At 76.0% G+C, this 22847-nt stretch carries 19 protein-coding genes and 1 riboswitch; of the genes, 6 read left to right on the top strand and 13 right to left on the bottom strand.

Annotated features, from left to right (window positions below; genetic code table 11):
* Positions 1-15 precede the first annotated feature (15 nt).
* Positions 16-208, bottom strand: a riboswitch (cobalamin riboswitch).
* Positions 209-251: 43 nt separating this feature from the next.
* The 3 genes from cobG to cobJ are packed head-to-tail and all read left to right on the top strand — an operon-like array spanning position 252 to position 3783.
* A complete protein-coding gene (gene cobG / locus LWC33_RS20670) occupies positions 252-1559 on the top strand; it encodes a precorrin-3B synthase (protein WP_233306071.1) in 1308 nt (435 codons plus the stop codon).
* The gene (locus LWC33_RS20665; RefSeq protein ID WP_233306070.1) at positions 1556-2191 is read left to right on the top strand and encodes a precorrin-8X methylmutase; all 636 of its coding nucleotides are present in this window, start codon (positions 1556-1558) and stop codon (positions 2189-2191) included. The genes cobG and LWC33_RS20665 overlap by 4 nt, the downstream gene beginning before the upstream one ends.
* Positions 2188-3783 (top strand): precorrin-3B C(17)-methyltransferase, encoded by a 1596-nt coding sequence (gene cobJ / locus LWC33_RS20660; protein ID WP_233306069.1) that lies wholly within the window; start codon positions 2188-2190, stop codon positions 3781-3783. The genes LWC33_RS20665 and cobJ overlap by 4 nt, the downstream gene beginning before the upstream one ends.
* A gap of 45 nt (positions 3784-3828) precedes the next feature.
* Here the strand turns inward: cobJ and LWC33_RS20655 are convergent, their stop codons facing one another.
* The 3 genes from LWC33_RS20655 to cbiE are packed head-to-tail and all read right to left on the bottom strand — an operon-like array spanning position 3829 to position 6581.
* Positions 3829-4563, bottom strand: coding sequence for a cobalt-precorrin-6A reductase (locus LWC33_RS20655; protein ID WP_233306068.1), 735 nt, complete (start codon positions 4561-4563; stop codon positions 3829-3831).
* Positions 4545-5294 (bottom strand): precorrin-4 C(11)-methyltransferase, encoded by a 750-nt coding sequence (cobM, locus tag LWC33_RS20650; RefSeq protein ID WP_233306067.1) that lies wholly within the window; start codon positions 5292-5294, stop codon positions 4545-4547. The genes LWC33_RS20655 and cobM overlap by 19 nt, the downstream gene beginning before the upstream one ends.
* A 60-nt stretch (positions 5295-5354) precedes the next feature.
* Positions 5355-6581 (bottom strand): precorrin-6y C5,15-methyltransferase (decarboxylating) subunit CbiE, encoded by a 1227-nt coding sequence (gene cbiE, locus LWC33_RS20645; RefSeq protein WP_233306066.1) that lies wholly within the window; start codon positions 6579-6581, stop codon positions 5355-5357.
* A gap of 93 nt (positions 6582-6674) precedes the next feature.
* Here cbiE and LWC33_RS20640 point away from each other — a divergent pair, with 93 nt between their 5' ends.
* Together LWC33_RS20640 and LWC33_RS20635 are read left to right on the top strand one after the other, a co-directional pair.
* Positions 6675-7331, top strand: coding sequence for a haloacid dehalogenase type II (locus tag LWC33_RS20640; RefSeq protein ID WP_233306065.1), 657 nt, complete (start codon positions 6675-6677; stop codon positions 7329-7331).
* A gap of 370 nt (positions 7332-7701) precedes the next feature.
* Positions 7702-8607: an IniB N-terminal domain-containing protein gene (locus LWC33_RS20635; protein WP_233306064.1), complete on the top strand. Its 906-nt coding sequence runs from the start codon at positions 7702-7704 to the stop codon at positions 8605-8607.
* A 209-nt stretch (positions 8608-8816) separates the two neighbouring features.
* On the opposite strand, the gene LWC33_RS20630 is transcribed toward LWC33_RS20635, so the two are convergent.
* The 10 genes from LWC33_RS20630 to LWC33_RS20585 form a co-directional block, all read right to left on the bottom strand.
* Complete coding sequence (locus tag LWC33_RS20630) at positions 8817-9062, bottom strand: hypothetical protein (protein ID WP_233306063.1); 246 nt, start codon at positions 9060-9062, stop codon at positions 8817-8819.
* Between the two features lie 43 nt (positions 9063-9105).
* Positions 9106-9858, bottom strand: coding sequence for an ABC transporter ATP-binding protein (locus tag LWC33_RS20625; RefSeq protein ID WP_233306062.1), 753 nt, complete (start codon positions 9856-9858; stop codon positions 9106-9108).
* On the bottom strand, positions 9855-10766 hold the full coding sequence (locus LWC33_RS20620) for an ABC transporter permease (protein WP_233306061.1): 912 nt from the start codon (positions 10764-10766) through the stop codon (positions 9855-9857). Before LWC33_RS20620 ends, LWC33_RS20625 begins: the two co-directional genes overlap by 4 nt.
* A complete protein-coding gene (locus tag LWC33_RS20615) occupies positions 10763-11812 on the bottom strand; it encodes an ABC transporter substrate-binding protein (RefSeq protein WP_233306060.1) in 1050 nt (349 codons plus the stop codon). The genes LWC33_RS20620 and LWC33_RS20615 overlap by 4 nt, the downstream gene beginning before the upstream one ends.
* A gap of 313 nt (positions 11813-12125) precedes the next feature.
* On the bottom strand, positions 12126-13955 hold the full coding sequence (locus LWC33_RS20610; RefSeq protein WP_233306059.1) for a GAF domain-containing protein: 1830 nt from the start codon (positions 13953-13955) through the stop codon (positions 12126-12128).
* Between the two features lie 127 nt (positions 13956-14082).
* On the bottom strand, positions 14083-15114 hold the full coding sequence (locus tag LWC33_RS20605) for an Ldh family oxidoreductase (protein WP_233306058.1): 1032 nt from the start codon (positions 15112-15114) through the stop codon (positions 14083-14085).
* Positions 15115-15124: 10 nt separating this feature from the next.
* Positions 15125-18547 (bottom strand): ATP-binding protein, encoded by a 3423-nt coding sequence (locus tag LWC33_RS36170; RefSeq protein WP_233306057.1) that lies wholly within the window; start codon positions 18545-18547, stop codon positions 15125-15127.
* Positions 18544-19866: a sensor histidine kinase gene (locus LWC33_RS20595; RefSeq protein WP_233306056.1), complete on the bottom strand. Its 1323-nt coding sequence runs from the start codon at positions 19864-19866 to the stop codon at positions 18544-18546. The genes LWC33_RS36170 and LWC33_RS20595 overlap by 4 nt, the downstream gene beginning before the upstream one ends.
* Positions 19867-19875: 9 nt before the next feature.
* Positions 19876-20541, bottom strand: coding sequence for a response regulator transcription factor (locus LWC33_RS20590; RefSeq protein WP_233306055.1), 666 nt, complete (start codon positions 20539-20541; stop codon positions 19876-19878).
* A complete protein-coding gene (locus tag LWC33_RS20585) occupies positions 20532-21200 on the bottom strand; it encodes a sensor histidine kinase (RefSeq protein ID WP_233306054.1) in 669 nt (222 codons plus the stop codon). The genes LWC33_RS20590 and LWC33_RS20585 overlap by 10 nt, the downstream gene beginning before the upstream one ends.
* Before the next feature lie 197 nt (positions 21201-21397).
* On the opposite strand from LWC33_RS20585, the gene LWC33_RS20580 reads away from it, so the two are divergent.
* The coding region (locus LWC33_RS20580; RefSeq protein WP_233306053.1) for an Hsp70 family protein at positions 21398-22847 on the top strand (1450 nt) is incomplete at its 3' end.

Here is a 22847-nt window from a genome sequence, read left to right as displayed (position 1 = left end):
GTCCCGGGTCGGTGGGTGGTGCGCGGCGTGCGGGTCAGTGTCCTGGCTCCCGGATCCGCGCTCGCCCCGGCCTTCCAGGTCTCCCCGTGGCCTCCGTGCGGGGTCTGCTCCCCGGTGACAGTGGCGGGACCGCGCCGGACTCGCACCGGTCTTCCTGGGTCCCGCTCGCCGTATGCGGTTGTCTCGGGCCCACTCTCCGCAACGGGATCACTCCGCGTCAAGCCGCCCGGTTCGTGTTTACAGTGCCTGCTGTGCCCACCCCTCCTCCGGCCGCCCGCACGCGCGCCGACGCCTGCCCCGGCGTGCTCGCCCCGCACGACGCGGCCGACGGCGCGCTGGCCCGCGTCCGCCTGCCCGGCGGGGTGGTCGCGTCGGCCCAGCTGCGGGTTCTCGCGGCGTGCGCCGAGGAGCTCGGCGACGGCGCCGTGCACCTGACCTCACGGGGGAACCTGCAGCTCAGGGGCCTCGACCGGGAGGATCCGCGGCTCGTCGCGCGGCTCGCCGCCACCGGCCTGATCCCGGCGCCGACGCACGAGCGGGTGCGCAACGTCCTGGCCTCGCCACTGTCCGGCCTGACCGGTGGACGGGCCGACGTCCGGGGCCTGGCCCGCGCCCTCGACGAGGCCCTCTGCGCCCGGCCCGCGCTCGCGGACCTGCCCGGCCGGTTCCTGTTCGCCCTGGACGACGGGAGAGGTGACGTCGCGGCCGAGCGGCCGGACCTCTGCTGGGTCGCCACCGCTGCCGGCGAGGGGTTCCTGCAGGTCGCCGGGGTGCCGACGCCCGTCGCGTGCCCCCCCGCCGTCGCCCCCGCCCTGCTCGTCGCGGCCGCTGAGGTGTTTCTCACGCTCCGCGCGCAGGAGCAGGCCGGCTGCGCCGGGGCCTGGCGCGCCGCCGAGGTCGCGGACGCCCCCGCCCGGCTCGCCGCCGCCCTCCTGTCCCGCGAGTCGGGAGTTCCGGCAGCGCGGGTCGCGAGCTCCGACGCGAGTCGCGAGCTCCGGCGCGAGTCGGGAGCTTCCGCACCGCGAGTCGCGAGCTCCGGCAGCGCGAGTCGCGAGCTCCCGCACCCCGGGTCGCGCGCTCCGATCGGCCCGATCCCCCGCGACGACGGCGGCGAGGCCCTCGGCGTCGCCCCCGTCCTGGGTGAGCTCTCGGCCGCGCAGCTGCGCGGGCTCGCGGCCGCGGCGCCCGAGACGGTCGTGACGCCCTGGCGCACGCTGGTGCTGCCCGATCCCGCGCCCGACGCCCGGCAACGCCTGCGCGCCCACGGTCTCGTGCTCGCAGCCGATGCGCCCGCCCTCGCCGTAAGCGCCTGCGCCGGGCGCCCCGGGTGCGCGAAGTCGCACGCCGACGTCCGGGCCGACGTCCGGGCCGTGCTCGCGGAGGCCGGTCCCCTCCCCCGCGCCCACGTCGTCGGCTGCGAGCGACGGTGCGGGGCACCGCACGAGGCGCACCTCGACGTCGTCGCCCTGCCCGACGGCACCTACCGCCTCGACGACCGGACCGTCCCCGACCTCTCCACCGCCCTCACGCTGACCCCCGCAGGAGACACCCCCGCATGACCAGCGACTACATCCGCGACGGCGCGGAGATCTACCGGCGCAGCTTCGCCACGATCCGGGCCGAGGCCGACCTGTCGGCCTTCCCGCCCGAGGTGGCGTACGTGGTGGTCCGGATGATCCACGCGTGCGGCCAGGTCGACCTGACCGGCGACGTCGGCTTCTCCCCCGCCGTCGTGACGGCCGTGCGCAAGGCCCTGCAGGACGGCGCCCCGATCCTCTGCGACGCGATGATGGTCGCCTCCGGCGTCACCCGGGCGCGGCTTCCGAAGGACAACGAGGTCGTCTGCACCCTGCGGGATCCGCGGGTGCCGGACCTGGCCCGCGAGCTGGGCGACACCCGCTCCGCCGCGGCGCTGGAGCTGTGGCGCGACAAGCTCGACGGCGCCGTGGTCGCGATCGGGAACGCGCCGACCGCGCTGTTCCACCTCCTCGACATGATCGACGCCGGCGCGCCGCGCCCCGCCGCGATCCTCGGCATCCCCGTCGGCTTCATCGGCGCCGCGGAGTCCAAGGAGGCGCTCGCCGCCCGCACCGACCTCGAGTACCTGGTGGTCCACGGCCGCCGCGGCGGCTCGGCCATCACCGCGGCGGCCCTGAACGCCCTCGCCAGTGAGCAGGAGATCCAGGCATGAGCCAGCTCGCAAGCGAATCCTCGGTCCGGCCCGGGACCCTCTACGGGGTGGGCCTCGGCCCCGGCGACCCCGACCTCGTCACGATCAAGGCCGCCCGGCTCATCGGTGCCGCCGACGTGATCGCCTACCACTCGGCCCGGCACGGCCGCTCGATCGCACGGCGCATCGCCGAGCCGCACCTGCGCGGCGACCAGATCGAGGAGGCGCTGGTCTACCCGGTCACGACCGAGACCGTCGAGCACCCGGGCGGCTACCAGGGTGCGATCGACAAGTTCTACGCCGAGGCCGCCGAACGGCTGGCCGCGCACCTCGGGGCCGGCCGGGACGTGGTGCTGCTGGCCGAGGGCGACCCGCTCTTCTACGGCTCCTACATGCACATGCACAAGCGCCTCGCGGGCCGGTTCCGCGCCGAGGTGGTGCCGGGGGTGACCTCGGTGAGCGCCGCCGCGGCCGCGCTCGGGCAGCCGCTGGTGGAGCGCGACGAGGTCCTCACGGTCCTGCCCGGCACGCTGCCCCGCGAGGTCCTGGCCGAGCGCCTGCGCGCCACCGACTCCGCGGCCGTCATGAAGCTGGGCCGGACCTTCGGGAACGTCCGCGGGGCGTTCGCGGACGCCGGGAAGCTCGACCGCGCCCAGTTCGTCGAGCGGGCCACGATGGACGGGCAGCGCACCGGCGCGCTCGCCGACATCGACCCCGGGTCGGTGCCGTACTTCTCGATCGCGGTGCTGCCCGGCGAGGTCGCGGCGAGCATCCCGGACGACGCCGACCTCCGGGCCGACCAGGGCGCCGACGCGGAGACCGGGATGGGGACCGAGCCCGGGACCGAGCAGGAGGAGCGGGTCATCGGGCGCGGCGAGGTCGTCGTCGTCGGGACCGGGCCGGCGGGGCGGGACTGGCTGACCCCGCAGGTCGCGGCCGCCCTCGCCGCCGCCGACGACCTCGTCGGCTACGGCCCCTACCTGGACCGGGTCCCGCCGAACCCGCGCCAGACCCGGCACGCCAGCGACAACCGCGTCGAGGCCGAGCGGGCCGCGCACGCGCTCGACCTCGCCGCGTCGGGTCGGAACGTGGCCGTGGTCAGCGCGGGCGACCCGGGGGTCTTCGCGATGGCCACCGCCGTGCTCGAGGTGGCCTCGGAGCAGAAGTACCTCGACGTCCCGGTGCGCGTGCTGCCCGGACTGACCGCCGCCCAGGCCGTCGCCGCGGCGGTCGGCGCGCCGCTCGGCCACGACTACGCGATGATCTCGCTCTCCGACCGGCTCAAGCCGTGGGAGACGGTCGTCGACCGGCTCGTCCACGCCGCCCGGGCCGACCTGGCGATCGCGATCTACAACCCGCGGTCCAAGGCGCGGCCGTGGCAGGTCGGCGCCGCCCGGGACGTCCTGCTGGAGCACCGGGCGCCGGACACCCCCGTCGTGCTCGGTCGCGACGTCGGCGGCTCCGGCGAGCGCCTCACGATCACCACCCTCGGCGAGCTCGACCCCGAGCAGGTCGACATGCGCACGCTGGTGATCATCGGCTCGTCGACCACGCGGGTCGTGGTGCGCGGCGGCCGCCCGACGGTCTTCACCCCGCGGCACTACGGCGGCTGAACCCCAGGGCGCAACTCACCGAAGCCCACAGCCCGACTCGCGGCATCAGAGGCGGGCGGCGGCCTCCGCGGGCGTCGCCACCACGGGGACGCCGGGCGGGAGTGCGGGCCGGTCCACCATCACCACGGGCACGCCCAAGGTGCGCGCGGCCACGAGCTTGGCCGCGGTGTCAGCGCCGCCCGAGTCCTTGGTCACCAGCACGTCGACCGCGTGGTCGCGCAGGATCGCCGTCTCGCCGTCGACGGTGAACGGGCCGCGCGCCAGGATCGAGCGCATCCGCCGCGGCACCGGCGGGTCGGGCGGATCGACGGACCGGACGAGGAACCACAGGTCCAGGCCGGCGAACGCCGCCAGGTCCTGCCGTCCGGTCGTCAGGAACGCCCGCGAGCCCACCTGCGGCAGCACCCCTGCTGCCTCCACCAGGGACGCCACGCGGTGCCACCGGTCCCCGGACCGCTCGGTCCAGCCGGGGCGGCGCAGGATCGTCAGCGGCACGCCGGTCTGCGCGCAGGCCGCCGCGGCGTGCGCCGTCATGCCGGCGGCGAAGGGGTGCGTGGCGTCGACGACGTGCGTGACCGCCTCGTCCCGCAGGTAGGAGACCAGCCCGGCGATCCCGCCGAACCCGCCGATCCGCACCTCGCCGGGGGGCAGCCGGGGCGAGCGGACCCGCCCGGCCAGGGACGAGACGACCGACATCGACGGCCCGATCGCGGGCCGGAGGAGCTCCGCCAACGCCCGGCCGTCGGACGTCCCGCCCAGGATCAGGACCCGGCGCGGCACCTGGTGTCCGAGTACAGGTGGCTGTCCGGGAACTGCTCGGCGGCGAGCGCGGGCCCGACGATGATCACCGCCGTGCGCTGTATGCCGGCCTCGTGCACCGCGTGGGCGATGTCGTCGAGCCGCCCGCGCAGCACGATCTCGTGCTCCCGGCTGGCGTGGGCGACCACGGCGGCCGGGCAGTCGGCGCCGTACGACGGGGCCAGCTCCTTCACCACCTCGTCGATGCGGTGCACGGCCAGGTGCAGCACCAGCGTGCCGCCCGCGGTGCCCAGCGCCTCGAGGGACTCCCCCTCGGGCATCGGGGTGGCGCGGGCCGCGATCCGGGTCAGCGTGACGGTCTGGGCGACCGTCGGGACCGTCAGCTCGCGCTTGAGCGCGGCCGCCGCGGCGGCGTAGGCCGGCACCCCGGGGGTGACGTCGTAGGGCACGCCGGCGGCGTCGAGCCGGCGCATCTGCTCGGCCATCGCGGAGAAGACCGACGGGTCCCCGGAGGCCAGCCGCGCGACGTCGAGGCCGTGCTCGTGCGCCCGCACCATCTCGTCGACGATCTCGGCCAGCGTCATCAGCGCGGTGTCGACGGTCCGGGCGTCGGCCGGGCAGAGCTCCAGCATCTCCGGCGGGACCAGCGAGCCCGCGTAGAGACAGACGGGCGAGGCCGCGACGAGGTCGCGGGCGCGGATCGTCAGCAGGTCGACGGCACCGGGGCCGGCCCCGATGAAGTGCACGGTCATGATTCTCGCTCCGACAAGCTCCGCTCGGTCATGATTCTCGCTCCGACAAGCTCCGCTCGGTCACAGGTCGCAGCTCCAGATCGTCACGGGCATCGCGGGCTTCCAGCCGAGGAAGCCGCCCACGGGTTCGGCGCGCGCGACCTGCAGCCGCACGAGCGTGCCGCCGAACCGGTCGCGGGCGGCGGCGAGCGCGGCCTCGGACTCCACGGTCACGCCGTTGGCGACCAGCCGGCCGCCCGGGGGCAGCGCCTCCACGCACGCCTCCAGGACGCCCGCGCGGGTCAGGCCGCCGCCGATGAACACCGCGTCGGGCGGGGGCAGCTCGGCGAGGACGGCGGGGGCGCGGCCGGTCACGACCCGCAGGGCCGGCACGCCGAGCGTCGCGGCGTTGTGCCGGATGCGTTGTGCGCGTTCGGGATGCGCCTCCACGGCGATCGCCCAGCAGGAGCGGTGGGCGCGCATCCACTCGATCGCGATGCTGCCGGCGCCGGCGCCGACGTCCCACAGCGTCTGACCGGGGCGCGGGGCGAGATGAGCGAGGGTGACGGCGCGGACCTCGCGCTTGGTGAGCTGCCCGTCGTGGACGTAGGAGTCGTCGGGCAGGCCGGGGACCTCGCCGAGCACCCGCGCGCCGGGCGCGGCCGCGCACTCCACGGCGACGACGTTGAGCGCCTCGCCCTCCGGGTGCAGCCAGTCCCGCGCGGTCCCCGAATAGCTGCGCTCCCCCGGCCCGCCGAGCTGCTCCAGCACGGTGAGCCGGCTGGGGCCGTAGCCGTCCGCGGTGAGCTGGGCGGCGATCAGCGCGGGCGAGGCGGCGCCGGCGCTGAGCACCAGGATCCGCCGTCCGGGGCTCACCGAACGGCGCACCCGCTCCACCGGCCGCCCGACGACGCTCACCACCTCGACGTCCTCGCTCGGCCAGCCCAGCCGCGCGCAGGCCAGGGTGACCGACGACGGGTGCGGGATCACGTGCATCCGCTCGGCCCCGACCGTGCGGGCCAGCGTCGCGCCGAGGCCGAAGAACATCGGGTCGCCGGAGGCCAGCGCGCACAGCCGCCGCCCTGCGTAGGTGTCCAGCAACCCCGGCAGGGCCGGGACCAGCGGCGACGGCCACGCCACCAGCTCGGCCTCGACCTTGCCCGCCACCAGGTCCAGCTGGCGCGGCCCGCCGAGGATCACGTCGGCCGCGGCGAGGGTCTCCTGGGCCGAGCCGGCGAGCCCGGACCAGCCGTCCGCCCCGATCCCGACGACGGTGACCGCCGGTCCCTCGTGCGCACCCGTGTCCACGGGTGCAGACCATACGTGGCGGCCGGGTGATCGCGGCCGGAGTCGTGGGCGGAAGCACGGCAGGACGGGCCCCCGGGTGCCACGATCGCCCACATGGCACCCGCGACGCTGGTCTTCGACGTCAACGAGACCCTCTCCGACCTGCGCCCCCTCGCCGACCGGTTCGTCGAGCTCGGCGCACCCGACCACCTCTCGACCCTGTGGTTCGCGAGCACCCTGCGCGAGGGGATCGCGCTCGCCGCCGCGGGGGACTACCGGCCCTTCGGCGAGGTGGCCCGGGAGACCGCGCAGGACCTCCTGGCGCCCTACACCTCCGACGAGGACGCACCCGACCATGTGATCAGGGGGTTCCTCGGGCTCCCCCTGCATCCCGACGTCGTCGAGGGGGTGCGGCGGCTGCGGGCGGCCGGGTCGCGGCTGGTCACCCTGTCCAACGGCGCCACCTCGGTCGCCGAGCGGCTGCTCGCCGAGGCGGGGATCCGCGGCGAGTTCGACCACGTCCTCTCGGTCGACGACGCCGGGATCTGGAAGCCGGCCCCGGGCGCGTACGAGTTCGCCGCCCGGGTGTGCCGCAAGGAGCCCGGCGAGCTGCTCATGGTCGCCGTGCACCCGTGGGACCTGCACGGTGCCGCGGCCGCCGGGATGCGCACGGCGTGGATCGACCGCGACGGCCGCCGCTACCCCGGGCACGTGCGGGCGCCGGACCACCGGGTGCCGACCGTCGGGGCGCTCGCCGAGCTCCCGGGTTGAGCCCCCGCACCCGATCGGGGCACGGAACGGGGGATCAGGACAAGTCCGGGTCAAGAGCGACCCGGCCTTTCCCCGCGCTCTGCGAACGTTTTCTCATCAATAGGTAAAGTCGACCGGAGAAACGCGCGTTCGGACCGGCTCGCCGCCTTCTTCCCGCATCGTCCGATTGCGTTCGAATAATGGAGTCGTTGCAGCTCGGATGCGTGGATCAGGCGCGTCCCTGCCCCATTGCCGGAATTGCCGCACCGTCCCCCCACGGCCACCGCGGGAAACGGGGATCACGCCCGATCCCCTCGGCGGCCCCCGTTCCTAACGTCGTCGCCGAACCGCCCACCGAGGGCGAACCCCACGACGACTTCCGGGAGACCACGTGGCCACCACGACGCTGCTCGACCTGCTCATGAACCTGCTGAAGGACCCCGCCGCGCAGCAGGCGTTCCTCGCGAACCCGACCGGCTACCTCCAGGAGTGCGGGCTCGCCGACCTGTCGCCCGAGGACATCAAGGACGCCGTGACCCTCGCCGCCGACAGCCCGCACCACGACTGGGACGGGCACGGCCACCACGAGCTGCCGCCGGCCCCGCCCGTGCACCACCACCACGCCGACGACTCCGACTCCGACTCGGGCCACCACGACCCGCACACCGAGGCGGCCAACTACCTGAAGACCTACATCACCAACACCTTCGTCGACGACCGCCGGACGTTCATCGACCAGTCCTTCCACCAGGACATCGACACCCACGGCGGCGACGTCGACCAGCGCATCGACCTGCACCAGGCCAACGCCACCGGCGACGGCGCCGTCGCGGTCGGCGGCGACAACCGGGCGCCCGTCGCGACGGGTGACCACGCCGTGGCCGGCTGGGGCAACGACGTCGTGAACGGGAACGACAACGCCGCCTCCTTCGGCACCGGCTCGGCCGTCAACCAGTCCGGCGCCACCGCCGACCACGGCGGCGCGATCTCCGGCACGAACTCCGCGACCGGCAACTTCACCGACAGCAACGACCACCTGTCGAACTTCGGCTCCGGCTCGCTGGCGGACAAGGGCGGCAACGCGAGCCAGACCAACGCCCACAACTCGACCGACAGCCACAACGACTCGCACAACGACTCGCACACCGACAGCGGGCACAACGACACCGACACCCACGTCACCGACGACCACTCGTTCACCGACGACCACACGATCACGACGGCGGACGACCACACGGTCGACAACCACCCGACCGACGACCACTCGATCGACCACTCGTTCGACCTGCACGTCTGATCGGACGGGTGCGGAGCGCCGCCAGGACACTCCGCACCGGACCGGGACCCCGACCGCCGCGCCCGGCGGTCGGGGTCCCGGCCTGCCCGCCCGTTCCCGCGAGTCGCGCTGTGGGCTCCCGCGAGTCGCGCTGTGGGCTTCCGCGAGTCGCGAGCTCCAGCCCCGCGAGTCGGGGCGCAGGCGGCGGTGGTCGCCCGCGCGGTGGAACCTCAGCCGGCTCGGTGGTCGCGGTGCAGGTGCCCGTAGTGCTTCGGCCGCAGCCGCATCGCGTGCACCACCCGGTCCCCCGCGGGCCCGCGCTCGACCACGACCTCCAGCAGGTTGCGGTCGCCGTCGGGCCCGATGCACAGCGTGCGCCCCGGATGCTGGGGCACCCGCCACAGCGGGGCGGCCACGACCGCCCGGATGGCGTCGGCCGGGATGCCGTGCTTGAGCGCCCCGGGCGTGATGTCCACGCGCCCAGGGTAGGGCCGGGGCCGGAGTAGGGCCGGGAAGGGACTAGAGCCGGGTCCCGCCGCGCAGGGTGTCGAGCAGCTCGGCCTCGGCGGCGGCGAAGGCGGGATCGGTGAGCACCCCGACCTCGCGCGGCCGCGGCAGGTCGATCCGCACCTCGCGGGCGACGTGTGCCGGGCGGGGGGAGAGCACCAGGACCCGGTCGGAGAGGAACACCGCCTCCCGGATGTCGTGGGTGATCAACAGGACCGTCCAGCCGAACCGGCCGCGGACGTCCTCCAGCCACTCCTGCATCGCGGTGCGGGTGAGCGAGTCGAGAGCGCCGAAGGGCTCGTCGAGCAGCAGCACCTCACGGTCCTGCACCACCGTGCGCAGCAGCGCCGCCCGCTGGCGCATCCCGCCGGAGAGCTCGGCCGGCCGGGACTTCTCGAAGCCGACCAGTCCGAACGGCCCGAACAGCTCCCGCGCGCGCTCCCGGGCCTCCCGCCGGCGCATCCCGCCGACCTCGAGCCCGAGCGTCGTGTTGTCCAGCACCGTGCGCCACGGGAAGAGCAGATCCTTCTGCGGCATGTAGCCGAAGGTCTCCCGGCCCGCGGGCGCGCCGTCGACCAGCACCCGGCCGCGGAACGGCGCCACGAGCCCGGCCAGCACGCCGAAGAGCGTGCTCTTGCCGCACCCGCTCGGTCCGAGGATCGAGACGAACTCGCCCGGCGCCACGTCGAACGACACCCCGTCGAGCACGGGCAGGTCGCCGAACGCGAGCTCGACACCGTCGACGGTGATCTTCAACAGGGTCACGACCGCGTCCTCCGGATCCACGGCGCCACGACCCGCTCGACCAGGTAGGTCAGCCCGAACAGCGCGACGCTGACCAGCGCCGCCACGGCCACGGCCGCCAGGACGAGGTCGGTGCGGAACGAGTTCTTCTGCTGGGCCATGTAGATCCCCAGCCCGGCTCGCGCCCCGACGTACTCCGCGAAGATCGCCCCCGTGACCGCGTACGTGATCGCGATGCGCAGCGCGGTGAAGAACGACGGCAGCGCCCCGGGCAGCCGGACGTACCGGAACTCCGCCCAGCGTCCGCCGCCCATGCTCCGCAGGAGGTTCGACGCCTCGGGATCGGCCCGCGAGAAGCCCTCGATGAGCCCGACGGCGATCGGGAAGAAGGTCACCAGCGCGATCACCAGCACCTTCGGCAGCAGCCCGAAGCCGAACCAGATGATCATCAGCGGGGCGATGGCGATGATCGGCAACGTCTGCGAGGCGACCAGCAGCGGCACCAGCGCCCGGCGCAGCCACGGCGAGAAGTCGACGACGACGGCCAGCACCCAGCCCACCGCGAGCGAGACCGCGAAACCGACGCCGGTGACCTGCAGCGTCGGCACGGTGTTGGCCCACAGCACGTCGCGGAACGCCCAGCCCTGCTCCACCACCCGCAGCGGCGACGGCAGCACCTGCGGGCGCACGTCGAGTGCCGTCACGGTCCACTGCCACACCACGAGCAGGAGCAGCACCACCAGCACCGGCGGGGCGACCCGGCCGAGCAGCGAGGTGCGCCCGCGGGCCGGTCGCCGCGCGGGCGAGCGGTCGGTGCGTCCCGTGCGTCCCGGTAGGGCTGGCGACGGCGTCACCCCGGGCTCGGTGCCGGCCCGGTGGTCGACGCGGTGGTCGGCGCGGTGGTCGGCGCGGTGGTCGGCGCGGGTCACGACGTGGCCCCGCCCGGGGCCAGGTAGTCGTTGGTGAACCACGTCGAGAAGTCCGGCCGGGTGGTGACGGGCTTCCCGGACGCGTCGGTGACCGCGCCGGAGTCGACGAGGAAGCCGGAGAAACCCTGCCAACGATCGAGCGTCTGCGTGCCGACCTTGCCCGCGTCGTCCTTCAGGTAGTCCTTCGCCAGCATGTCCTGGCTGCGGGTCACGAGCTCGGGCTCGGTGAAGGCGCCGGGGTTGGCGTCCTGCAGGTCCTTGGCCGCGCGGGCCGGGTCGTCGGCGGCCAGCTGGTACCCGCGCTGCGCGGCCTGCACGAACTTCCGTGCCTGGTCCGGGTGGTCCTTCAGCCAGGGGGAGTTGCCGATCAGCAGGACGCTGTAGGCGTCCGGGAAGCCGTAGTCGGTGTACTTGAAGGTCTTCAGCGGCTCGTTGCGCAGCTGGGCCTCGATGCCCTCCCACGCCACGAACGGCTCGGTGAAGTCGACCTTCCCGGCGTAGAGCGCCTCGTAGGCACTGGTCCCCAGGGTGACGGTCTGGAAGTCGCCCTTCCCGCCGGCGTCCTGGATGACCTTGCGCATCTTCGGCTGCTCGCCGGGGTTGCCGAACCCGCCGTAGATCTTGCCGTCGAGGTCCTTGGGGGAGGTGATGTCGCTGCGGTCGGCCTTCACGGCGATCTCGGTGGCCCAGTGCTGCAGGATCGCCATCACCGAGGTGATCTCGGCGCCCGCCGACCTCGAGAAGGTGAACGAGTCCTGGAAGCTGATGCCGAACTCGGCGGCGCCGTTGCCCACGAGGGTGTCCGGCGAGGTGTCGCTGTACGGGAGGAACTGGACGTCGAGCCCCGCGTCGCGGAACCAGCCCTCCTGCTGCGCGACGTAGAGGCCGCTGTGGTTCGTGTTCGGGGTCCAGTCCAGGGCGATCCGGATGGTCTGCGGCGAGCCCTGCTGCTGCCCGGCCGCCCCGCCACAGCCGACGAGGAGCAGGGCCAGGCCCACGACGAGGGCGCCCAGCCGAAGCGGAACGCGTGACAGGGACGGCGACATTCGCGACACGGTCCTCCCTACGCCGGTGCTAACCGGGTCAGGTGCGAACGGTCGACGGCCGGTCCTGCCGCCCTCTCAGCCTCGGATCGTGAGTGCTCCCGCGGTTCGGCTCCAGACCCTACGTCGCCCCGCCGCCGCGTGCCACCGCCTCCCCCGTCCGCGTCGTGTGACGTCCGCGTGACGGGCAGGAGGCCGCGAGGGGTCCGGCGGGTCAGGTGATGTCGGCGGGCCGGCGCTCAACCGGGGGCGGCGAGGGTCCGGCCGGGTCAGGCGATGCCGGCGCTCAACCGGGGGGCGGCGAGGTTCGGCCTGGTCAGGTGATGTCGGCGCGCCGGTGCCGGGCGCGCGGGGCGCCCGACCCAGGGACGGGCGGGACCGCGGGGTCGGCGGGGCGAGGACCTGCGTACTCGTCACCGGCGGGCTGTCCGTCGCGGCGCTGCTGCGGGACCCGCGGCGCGTCGGGCCGGTCCTCGGCGCGACGACGGCCGCCGGACCGCTGCGGCCCGCCCGGCCCGGGGAGCGCAGCCTGGTCGAGGTCCCAGGGGTCGCGCCCCGGCAGGACGTCGCCGCCCTGCGCCGGACGGTCCGCAGGCTCGCGCAGGCGCCGCTTGCCGCCCGACGGCGGCGCGGGCGGCCGTGCCTCACCGTGCCCGGACCTGCCGTCCGGCATGGGGGCGGTGCCCTGCCGGGGCTGCGGCACCCCGGTCTGGCGGCCGGACGGCATCCCGGCCGGCCTGTCGGAAGGCACCCCGGTCGGCGCGCCGGGAGGCGGCGTGGAGGACCCGGCCGACCGGACCGCGGGAGTCGCGGCCGGCGGCACCGCGGACGGGACGGACGGCGGTCCGGCCGGCCCGGCCGGCGGGAGGGCGCCCGGCGCGACGGGACCCCGCGTCGCGCGCTGCTCCGGACCCCACGGCTGCCGGCGGCCGGCCCGCGGGTCCGCGCCCTGAGGACCACGGGCCTCCGAGCGGGATCCGCGGGACCGCTCGGCGTCGGGCTGCGGGCGGTCCGGCCGGCCCGGACGCTCGGCGGGGACCGGACGCTCGGCGCGCACCGGTCGCTCGACGTGCTCCGGTCGCTCGGCGCGCACCGGTCGCTCGACGTGCTCCGGACGCTCGGCCCGGTCCGATCGCTCGACGTGCTCCGGACGCTCGGCCCGGTCCCGACGGTCAGCCCGGTCCGAGCGCTCGACGCGGTCCGGTCGCTCGGCCTGGTCCGGACGGTCAGCAGACTCCGGACGGCGGAAGGCCTGCGGGTCGGTCCCCTGCGGGCCCCGCGCCCCGGGATGGTCCGCCGCGAGCCGACGGCGACCGCCGGTCGAGCGGCTGCGTTCCTCCGCCGGGTCGCGCCGCTGCGTCGGGACCGCCCCGGCCGGGAGCGCCACGCTCGGTGGCCACCCGTCCGCGCCGCGGCCCGGGGGCACCGCCCCGAACACCTGGGTGGGCGTGTCCTCCCCGGGCGCGGGCGGGGCGTCGGTCCGGTCGAGCACCGCCTGCGCGGCCTCCGCCGGCTCGACGCCCGTCTTGCGGGCCCGGCTCGCCAGGTAGCGCCCGGCCTCCTCGACGTCCGTGCGGTACCGCTCCGCGAGCATCCCGGTGGCGTGCGCGACCGGCAGCGCCGTCTCCTGCTCCGCGGTCAGCCGGGCGACGGTGGCCGTGAGCCGGCGCAGCGCGCAGACGTCCGAGAGCCGCGCCGAGAGGACGTCGGCGAGCCCGGCGACCGCGTCGACGTGCCCGTCCCCGACCGGCCGGCCCGGGTGGCCGAACAGCTGCAGTCCGCCGACGGGCTCGCCGTCGACGAGCAGCGGGACGACGACCGAGCAGGTCAGCCCGGTGTCCGCGGCCGCGGCCGCCAGCTCCGGCGGGCCGATGCGGGTGAGGTCGGGGGTGACCATCGGACGCCCGGACCGGACCGCACCCTGCACGGGCCCGGTGCCGGCGCGCAGCTCCATCTCGCCGAGCCGCCCGGCCGCGGTGTCCGACGCCGAGACGCCGGCGAGCCCCGCCGCCGACCGGTCCGGCTGGTCCACCAGCACGATCGCGGCGCCGGAGACGCCGAGGGTCGCGGGCAACGCCGTGCAGACCGAGGAGAGCAGCGAGCCGAGATCGGCGCCGGCCACCGCCGTGCGCCCCACCTGCAGCATCAGCCCCATGATCCCGGGATCGTCCGGATGCATCGCCCCAGCCCCCTCCACGCACGCGCTACCGCGCGTAGTCAACCATCGGCCGTCCGTGCGACGACACGGACGATCATGGGCTGGGCCGAACGGATCAGCGGGCGCGGAGCGCGAGCACCTCCGCCCAGGTGCCCTCGTCGACCGGCACCCCGCGGAAGCGGTTGCGGGCGCGCACCTCCTGGGCCCGGTCGCCGGGCACCTGGACCCTCGTGTGCCCGGGCGCCGGCGGAAGGGTCCGCAGCTCGTCGAGGAAAGCGGCGACGGCCGGTGCCGTCCGCCCCACGCCGAACGTCCCCGGCGCGAACGCGATCAGCAGGTCGCCCTTGGTCACCGGGTCCGTGGTGTCGAGGGTGCCCCGGACCTCCCGGCCGAGCGCGGTGCCCGTCAGGGAGGCGACGAGCAGCTCGAGGACCAGCGACAGTGCGTAACCCTTCGGGCCGCCCACGGGGGTGATGGCCCCGTCGAGGGCGGCGGTCGGGTCCGTGGTGGGGGCGCCCTCGGCGTCGACGGCCGCGCCCTCGGGCAGCGGCTCGCCGCGGGCGGCGTGGTCGAGCACCTTGCCGCGGGAGATCTGTCCGGTCGCCATGTCGAGCACGACGGGCTGCCCGCCCGTCGGGATGGCCGCGGCGATCGGGTTGGTGCCGAGCATCGCCGGTGCGGCGCCCCAGGGGTGGACGAGGGCCTCGCTGGTGGTGGTCGCGAGCCCGGCGAGCCCGGCCTCGGCCAGCCGCTCGACGTACGGCGCGAGCATGCCGAGGTGGCTCGCCCGGCGGATCGCCGCCACGGCGACACCGGTGGTGGGCACCCGTGCCACCAGGGCCTCCACCGCCCGGTGGGCGACGGGCGGCCCCAGCCCGGTGCGACCGTCGACGGTCAGCACCGAGTCGGTCGTCCAGCGCAGCTCGGGCTCGGCCGCGGGATCGAGGACCCCGTTGACGATCCGCCCGGCCAGCACCGGCAGCCGCCGGATGCCGTGCGACGCGTGTCCGCGCAGGTCGCCCTCGAGCAGCATCCCGGCCTGGTCGCGGGCCGCCCGGTCCGGTGTTCCCAGGCCGGTGAGGACCTCGGTCGTCAGCGCCAGGTGCTCGTCGACGGAGACGCGGTGCACACCGTCGGCGTCGATCATGCGGGCGACCCTACCGGCCTGCGCCGACCCCGGCGGGGGGCGTCGGCGACGGTGCGGCCCCGACCGGGGCGTCCGCGATCGGGGTCGGCGTCTCGGCCAGCATCCGCTCGCACGTCCGGACCAGCACCGCGGCCGCGGCGCGCTGGTCCCGCGTCGAGACCGGGTGCTCGGCGCGCCGCTGCCAGCGGCCGAGCTGCGCCGCCGCGGCGAGGCGGATCTCCTCGGGGCCGGCGTCGGGCGGGAGGCCGAGCCTGCGGTGGGTAGCGGTGCCCTCCGCGCCCAGCAGCAGCTCCGCCGCGGCCCGCTCGTCGGTGGACAGGGCCGGGGTGCCGGCGCGCAGCGCGTCGACGAGGTCGAGCTCGGCGAGCTCGTGCGCGGTCGAACGGAGGCGTTCGAGCTGGTAGCGCAGCTCGCCGTCGTCGCGCGCGTGGTGCGCGACGACGATCTCGTCCAGCTCGCGGAGCACGGCGCGGGCCCGCAGCGCGTCGGCCCGATCGGCGAGCCCGCGCTCGATCAGCTGCCGCAGCCGTGGCACGCCGCTGCGCCGGGTCAGCTCGGCGGCCACCTCGTCCGGCCGGCCCCCGTTCGCCGCGAGCTCGGCCACCAGCGCCGAGCCGGTCCTCCCCCGGGTCAGCCCGGCCGCCACCGGGACCACGATGTGGCAGCGTCGCCGGACCGCGGGCTCGGCGGCGAGCCGCCGGGCCTCGCTCCACGGGTCGGCGGCGAGCTCGTCCGCACGGGCGAGGACGCCGATCGCGGGCGGACCGTCGGGCAGCGCCCCGTCGACGGTGGGCAGCACGAGCAGGGGCACGTCCGCCTCCGTGCCCTCGACGATCTCCAGGTCGACCTCGCCCGGGGTCGCCGCCAGCGCCGCGACCAGCGTCGACACACCCGAGCCGGGCGGACCCGAGACCGCGACCCGCAGGGGCCGGTCGAGGTCGGCCTCCAGGGCCCGCAGCCGGTCGTGCAGGTCCCCGTCGCCCAGGTCGGCGGCCGCGGCCAGCGCGCGGCGGACCTGCCCGGGCAGGGTCGTGTCCGGGCCCCGCTCCGGGTGCTCGACCGGGACCGCGGGTACGGCCCCGGTCTCGACGACGAGCCCGGCGACGTCGAGCGCGGTGGTGTCCGCCTCCCCGTCCGGCCCCGCGTCGGCCGCCGTGGCCGGTGGCCCGTCCGCCGGCACCTCGGCCTCCGGCACCGGGACCGAGCCCTCGACCGTCGTGCCCTCGCCCGGCGCGGACCGGAGGTCGACCCGCCCGCCGGCCGCGACGATCCGGGCGGCGACGTTGCGCAGCCCGCGCCCCGCCGTCGCCGCCCCCGGACCGACCACCGCCGGCTCGGGCACCACGAAGCCGGGCCCGCTGTCCCGGATGGTGAAGTGCAGTCGCCCGTCCTCCTCCGCGAACCGGATGACGACGTCGGCGCCCGGCGCGTGCTTGTGCGCGTTGTTCACCGATTCGAGGCAGCAGAAGTAGACGGCCGCCTCGAGCTCCGGCGGGTACCGCCGCCCGGCGGCGAGCTCCGACTCCACCTGCACCGGCGGCGGTCCGGCCAGCTCGGCCTCCAGCGCGGCGACCAGCCCCCGCTCGGCCAGCGCGATGGACCGGACCCCGCTGGCCGTCTCGGCGAGCACGGACTCCGCGGTGTCGAGCTGCCCGGCCAGCACCCCGAGCCGTTCCCGGGCCTGCTCGATCCGCCCGGTCTCCACCTCGTGCTGCACCAGCCCCAGCACCAGCCGCAGCGAGACGAGCTGGTGCTGGGCGCCGTCGTGCAGGTCCCGCTCGATCCGCCGGCGCTCGGCGTCCATCTCCGAGACCGCCTCGCGGCGGGACACCGCGATCTCCGCCGCGTGGGCGAGCGCCGCGCGCAGCTGCCGCTCCAGCTCCACGCCCAACCGGCTGGCGGTGACCACCACGCCCAGGCTGTCCGCGAGGTCCTCCAGCAGGTGCCGGCGGTCGGCGTGCAGCCCGGCGACCGCGGCCCGGTCCACCTCGAGGGTGCCGAGGTGCTGCTCGCCGCCGCGGACCGGGACGCCGACGAGTCCGGTGCCGTCGTCCCGCGCGGTGGCCCGCCGGGAGGCCCACTCGTAGGTGCGGTCGCGCAGGCCGGGGCGCACGACGGTCAGCCGGCAGCGCGAGGAGCCGAGGGCCCGCCCGACCGCCTCGGCGACCCGGGCGAGGTCGGGCGCGTCGGACGCGGCGGTGCGCGAGAGCGCCGCGATCTCGGCGAGCGCGCTGTACGGGGTGGGCCTGCGGCCGTAGAGCAGGCGGTCGGTGAGCCCTTCCACGGCCCGGTACACGGGGAGGAACGCGATCGCGGCCAGCAGCGAGGCGGCGAGCGAGGACCAGAGCGGCCCGAAGCCGACCCGCCACCCGACCGCCTCGAAGACGATCACCCCGCCGCCGACGACGGCCACCGCCAGCACCGCCGCCAGCACCCGGCTGAACCGCGCCTCCGCCGACCACAGGCGCTCGGCGCGCACCGCGACCAGCACCGCGACGGCGATGGCCGCCGAGCCCACCCGCGAGGCCCAGAACAGCAGGGCGACGGGCTGGCCGGCCGCACCGGACGTCATCGAGTCGTGCGCCGTCGGGTCGTAGAGCTCCAGGCCGGGCACCCCGAGCAGCCAGAGCACGACCGTGCAGATCCCGAGCACGACGATCGCCGCGAAGGCCGCGACCAGCAGGCTGAACACCAGCCGGGCCTGGGTGCGCAGGGCCGCCGTCTCGCCGCGGCGGATCCGCCCGGGCAGGACCGCCACCCCGACCAGCGGCACCAGGAAGCCGAAGAACAGCACGCAGCTGGTGGTGTGTCGCAGCAGTGCCGTGGCGAACCCGACGAGGCCCAGGACGACCACGGCGAACGCCGCGAGGGTCACCCGGCCCGGGCGCCCCCACCGGGTCGGCCACGCACCCTGCGCCGTCGGGAAGACCAGCAGCGCCAGGACGTAGGCCGCGCAGGCGACGCCGTGCAGCACGATCTGGTGGAGGGGACCGGCCGCGATCCCGGTCGCGGTTCCCACCGCCGTCGCAGCGGCGTGCGCCTGCAGGTTGAAGGCTCCGCCGGAGCCGAGCATGGCCAGTGCGAGCAGCCGGATCGGCCAGCCCGTCCCCCCGCGGACCAGCAGCACCACGGCGATCGCGACCGCGCCCAGGCTCAGCGCGTAGTCGACGACGAGCTGGTCCAGCGGCTCGGTCGCCGGCGCGGCGGCGGCGACCGCCCGGGCCCACACCGAGTCGCCCGCCCCGAAGCCCGGCACGTACCAGGCGAGCGCGACGTACGCGCCCACCGCCAACCAGCCGAGCGCCACGACGGCGCAGACGACGAGGACCGCGACGTAGACCGCGACGGCGAGCCGGTGCAGCCCGGTCCGGTCGTCGGCCATCCGCCCGACGGTCGGGCCGGTCGCCGGGGCGGTGAGGGGCGTCGCGCTCACACTCGCACCTCCCGGGCGACCTCGACGGCGGGCTCCAGCCGCTCCGGCAGGCTCGCGGTGAGGACCAGCCGGCCGTCCTCGTCCGTGCTCAGGCCGGCCTCGCCGCCCAGCGCCACCAGCCGCTCGAGCTCACCGGCCAGCGCGGCCCGCAGCTCCCCCGGCGCGAACCCGGGCCGCGGATCGACGACGCGGACGGCCAGCCGGCCGTCGGTGTGGGTGAGCTCCACCTCGAGCTCGGGGCCCGCGGCGGCGGACAACCACTGCAGCGCCGAGGCGGCCACGTAGTAGACGCCGGACTCGACCTCCCACGGCAGCCGGTCCTCGGGCGCGCCGATCAGCCGGACCGGCCGGTCCAGGTCGGCCGCGACCTCCTCGAGCGCACCGACGGGCCCCTGGTCGCGCAGGACCTGCGGATAGACGCCGCGGGCGATGAGCCGGAACCGGTCGAGCAGCTCGTCGAGCTGGTCGCCCGCGCGGCGCAACGCGGATCCCGCCCGGTCGGGGTCCGGTGCGCTCCCGCCCAGGTCCTGACGGGCCCCGTCGAGCACGATCCGCAGCGTGGCGAGGCGGTCGGTGGTGGCGTGCGAGAGCTCGCCGACGAGCCGGCGCCGCTCGACGTCGCGGGCCGTCGCGAGGCGCTCCCGGGACCGCTCGAGCTCGGCGGCCAGCTCGGCGGCCCGCCGGACGCGGTCACGCAGCTCGGTGTTCATCGCGACGCCGCGCAGGAGCAGGCCCGCCCCGCCCGCGAGGTCGCGCATGAGCTGCTGGTCGGCGGGGGTGATCGCGGTCGTCTTGCGGATGGCGAGCACCGCCCGCAGCCGCTGCCCCTCGACGATCGGCACGACGTGGTCCGCCCGCTGCTCCGGGTCCTCCCCGCCGAGCAGCACCGCGAGGTTGGGCACGGTCTCCCCGGTGACCGCCCGCGGCGGGTGGACCGCGGCCGTCACCAACCGCTCGGAGACCGCGAGCCAGACCCGTGCCTCCCGCGCCGCGGTGCCCTTGGCCAGCATCTCCGCCACGCCGGGCAGGGCCGAGTCCGGGGTCCCGCTGCGGATCCGGGCGGACGCCTCCGCCAGGGCCGAGTACGGGGTGGTGGCGCGGGTGTGCGTCACCCGCTCGACGAACCGGTCGACGACCGGCAGCAGCCGCGCCGCCCCGACCGCGCAGACCAGCGCCGCGAGGAACGGCAGCAGTACGCCGATCTGGCCGAGGCCGGTGTGGAACACGAGCTGCGGCACCACGACGAGGACCGCGAACACGACGAGGACCGCGCCGCCGACCAGTGCGGCGCGCAGCCCCAGCGCGGCCCACCTCTCCATACCGGTCCGTCAGTCGCCGTCCCGCTGCGAGCGGAGATAGGTGAGGACCGCGAGGACCCGGCGGTGGCTCTCGGTCTCGTCGGTGTGCAGGCCGAGCTTGGCGAAGATGCTGGCGATGTGCTTCTCGACGGCCTTCGGCGTGACGTACAGCTGCCCCGCGATGCCGCCGTTCGACCGCCCCTCGGCCATCAGCTTGAGCACGTCGAGCTCGCGCTCGGACAGCGAGGCGACCTCGTTCTTCTTCTCCCCGCGCGGCCGCTCGACCAGCCGCTTCGCCAGCACCGGCTCGATCACGATCTCGCCGTCGGCGATGCGGGTCAGGGTGTCGGTGAGCACCTCGACGCTGCCGACCTTCTCCTTGAGCCGGTAGCCGATGGCGTCCGTGCCGATGTCGAGGATCTTCATCAGGTAGTGCGACTCGGCGTAGTGCGAGAGGAACAGCAGCCCCATCGTCGGCCACTTCTCCCGGATCCGCTCCGCCGTGACCAGCCCGCCGTCGGGCTCGGGCGGCATCCGGATGTCGAGGACGGCCACGTCGCACTGCGTGCCGGCCAGGAGGGCCAGGAGCTCGTCGCCGCCCGCCGCGACCGCCACCACCTCGTGGCCCGCGGCCTGCAGGAGCATCAGCAGCCCCTCCCGGAACAGGGCGCCGTCCTCGGCCAGTGCTACTCGCATGGGATCCTCGCAACGATCGTGCCGGTACCGACGGTCTCGTCCGGCGGGGCGGAAACGTCACACACTCCTTCGCGGACCGTGCCGCCGAGCGGGCGGGCCCGGTCCCGCAGCAGCTCCCCCAGCCCGGGCACCGCGCCGGTCACCGTCACGACGAGCTCGCCGGCGGAACCCGCGACGGTCACCTCCCGCGGCGACCCCGGATCCGCGGTCAGCGCGTCGGCCAGGGCGAAGTACACGGCGCCCTCGGCGGACGGGCCGAACCGCATGCCGTCGTCGTGCACCCGCAGCGGGGCGTCGAGCCGCTCGGCGAGCTCGCGCAGCGCCGGGCCGAGGCCGGCCTCGTCGAGCAGCGGCGGGTAGATCTGGCCGGCGACGTCGCGCAGCTCCTGCAGCACCGCGTGCAGCTCGTCCTGCAGCATGCCGATGGCCGCGCGCAGCTCGTCCTCACCCTCCGGCACGCGGTGCCGGAACAGGCCCAGCTGCAGGACCAGGGCCGACGCCCGCAGTGCGGCGCCGTCGTGCAGCTGGCGCTCCAGCCGGCGGCGGCCCTGCCACTGCGCACGCTCGCGCCTGCGGCGCGCCTCCGCGACGGCGGACGCGCTCGGGACGGCCGTGGGGGCGGCCGGCACGTCCCCGGGTGGCGCGGGCTCCAGCCTCATCGGGGCATCGTCCCGCCGCGTGCCGGGCTCGGGAAGGGGGTCGGCCCCCTCGGCGGGTAGGGACAGCCCCCGCTCACCGAAACGGTAATGACAGCGTGACCTGGGACGAGTATCACTCCAGAGCACGATGTGCTCGTACGGTCGGCAGTGCTCATATGCGCGGGTCCGACGGTCCCGCGCCTCCGAGAGGGGCCGGAGTGTCCTACAGCCTGGGTGTGGACCTGGGGACGACGTTCGTGGCGGCGGCCGTGGCGAACGCCTCCCGGGTGGAGATGTTCACCCTCGGCGACCGCAGTGTGGTGACACCGGCCGTCGTCTACCTGCGGGAGGACGGCACCGTCGTCACGGGCGACGCCGCCGGCCGGCGGGCGGTGAGCAATCCCGACCGGGTCGGGCGCGAGTTCAAACGCCGCCTCGGCGACCCCACCCCGGTGATGCTCGGCGGGGCCCCGCACGCGGTCACCGCGCTGCTGGCCAGCCTGCTCTCCGACGTCGTCGCCCGGGTCTCGGCCACCCAGGGCGCCGCCCCGGACTCGATGGTGCTGACCCATCCGGCCAACTGGGGCCCGTTCCGCCGGGAGCTGTTCGACGAGGTCCCGCAGCTGGCCGGGGTGGCCATGCCGCGGATGGTCACCGAGCCCGAGGCGGCGGCCGCGCACTACGCGGCGTCGCGGCGGCTGGAGAACGGCGAGATCGTCGCGGTCTACGACCTCGGCGGCGGCACCTTCGACGCCACCGTGCTGCGCAAGCGCCCGGAGGGCATCGAGATCCTCGGTTCGCCGGAGGGCATCGAACGCCTGGGCGGGGTCGACTTCGACGAGGCGATCCTCGCCCACGTCAACTACGCCGCCGGCGGGGCGCTGTCCGAGCTGGACATGAGCGATCCGCAGACCACGGTCGCGCTGGCGCGGCTGCGCCAGGACTGCGTGCTGGCCAAGGAGGCGCTGTCGATCGACACCGAGACCACCATCCCGGTGTTCCTGCCCCACCGGCACTTCGACGTGCGGCTGACCCGCTCCGAGTTCGAGGACATGATCCGCGCGCCGATCGAGTCGACGATCGGGGCGCTCAACCGCACGCTGCGCTCGGCCGAGGTCACCCCGGACGAGCTCAGCGCCGTGCTGCTGGTCGGCGGGTCCTCCCGGATCCCGCTGGTCGCGCGGATGGTCTCCGAGGAGCTCGGCCGGCCCACGGTCGTCGACGCGCACCCCAAGTACGCGGTCGCGCTCGGTGCCGCCGCACTGGCGGGCGGGCCGGACGGGGTCGCGGGCGGCGACGGGTCCGCCGCCCCGACCACGGCCTTCCCGGCCGTCGACGCGGGTGCGAGGGGTGCCGCTGCCGGGGGTGCGGCGGGTCTCGCGGGTGCCCTCGGTGGTGCGGCGGGTCTCGCCGCCCGCGGCGGGGCGGCGGTCGGGGCCGCCGGGTCCGCGCCGGAGGCCGCCGCCGCGCCGTTCTCGCTGCCCTCCGGATCCGGGCTGCCGACCTTCGGTCCGCCGACCACCGCGCCGCCCGCTCCGGCACCGGCCGGTGCCGCGGTTCCGGCGGCGATGGCCGCACCCCCCGCCGCGCCGCCCGCGGCGACCGCGGCGGCCGCGGCGGCCGCGCCCCCGGCCCCACCACCCGCGCCGACGCGGCCCACCGGTCCTC

The organism is Pseudonocardia terrae (assembly GCF_021343995.1).
GTDB classification, from domain to species: Bacteria; Actinomycetota; Actinomycetes; order Mycobacteriales; family Pseudonocardiaceae; genus Pseudonocardia; species Pseudonocardia terrae.
This window is presented reverse-complemented; position numbering and strand designations above follow the sequence as displayed.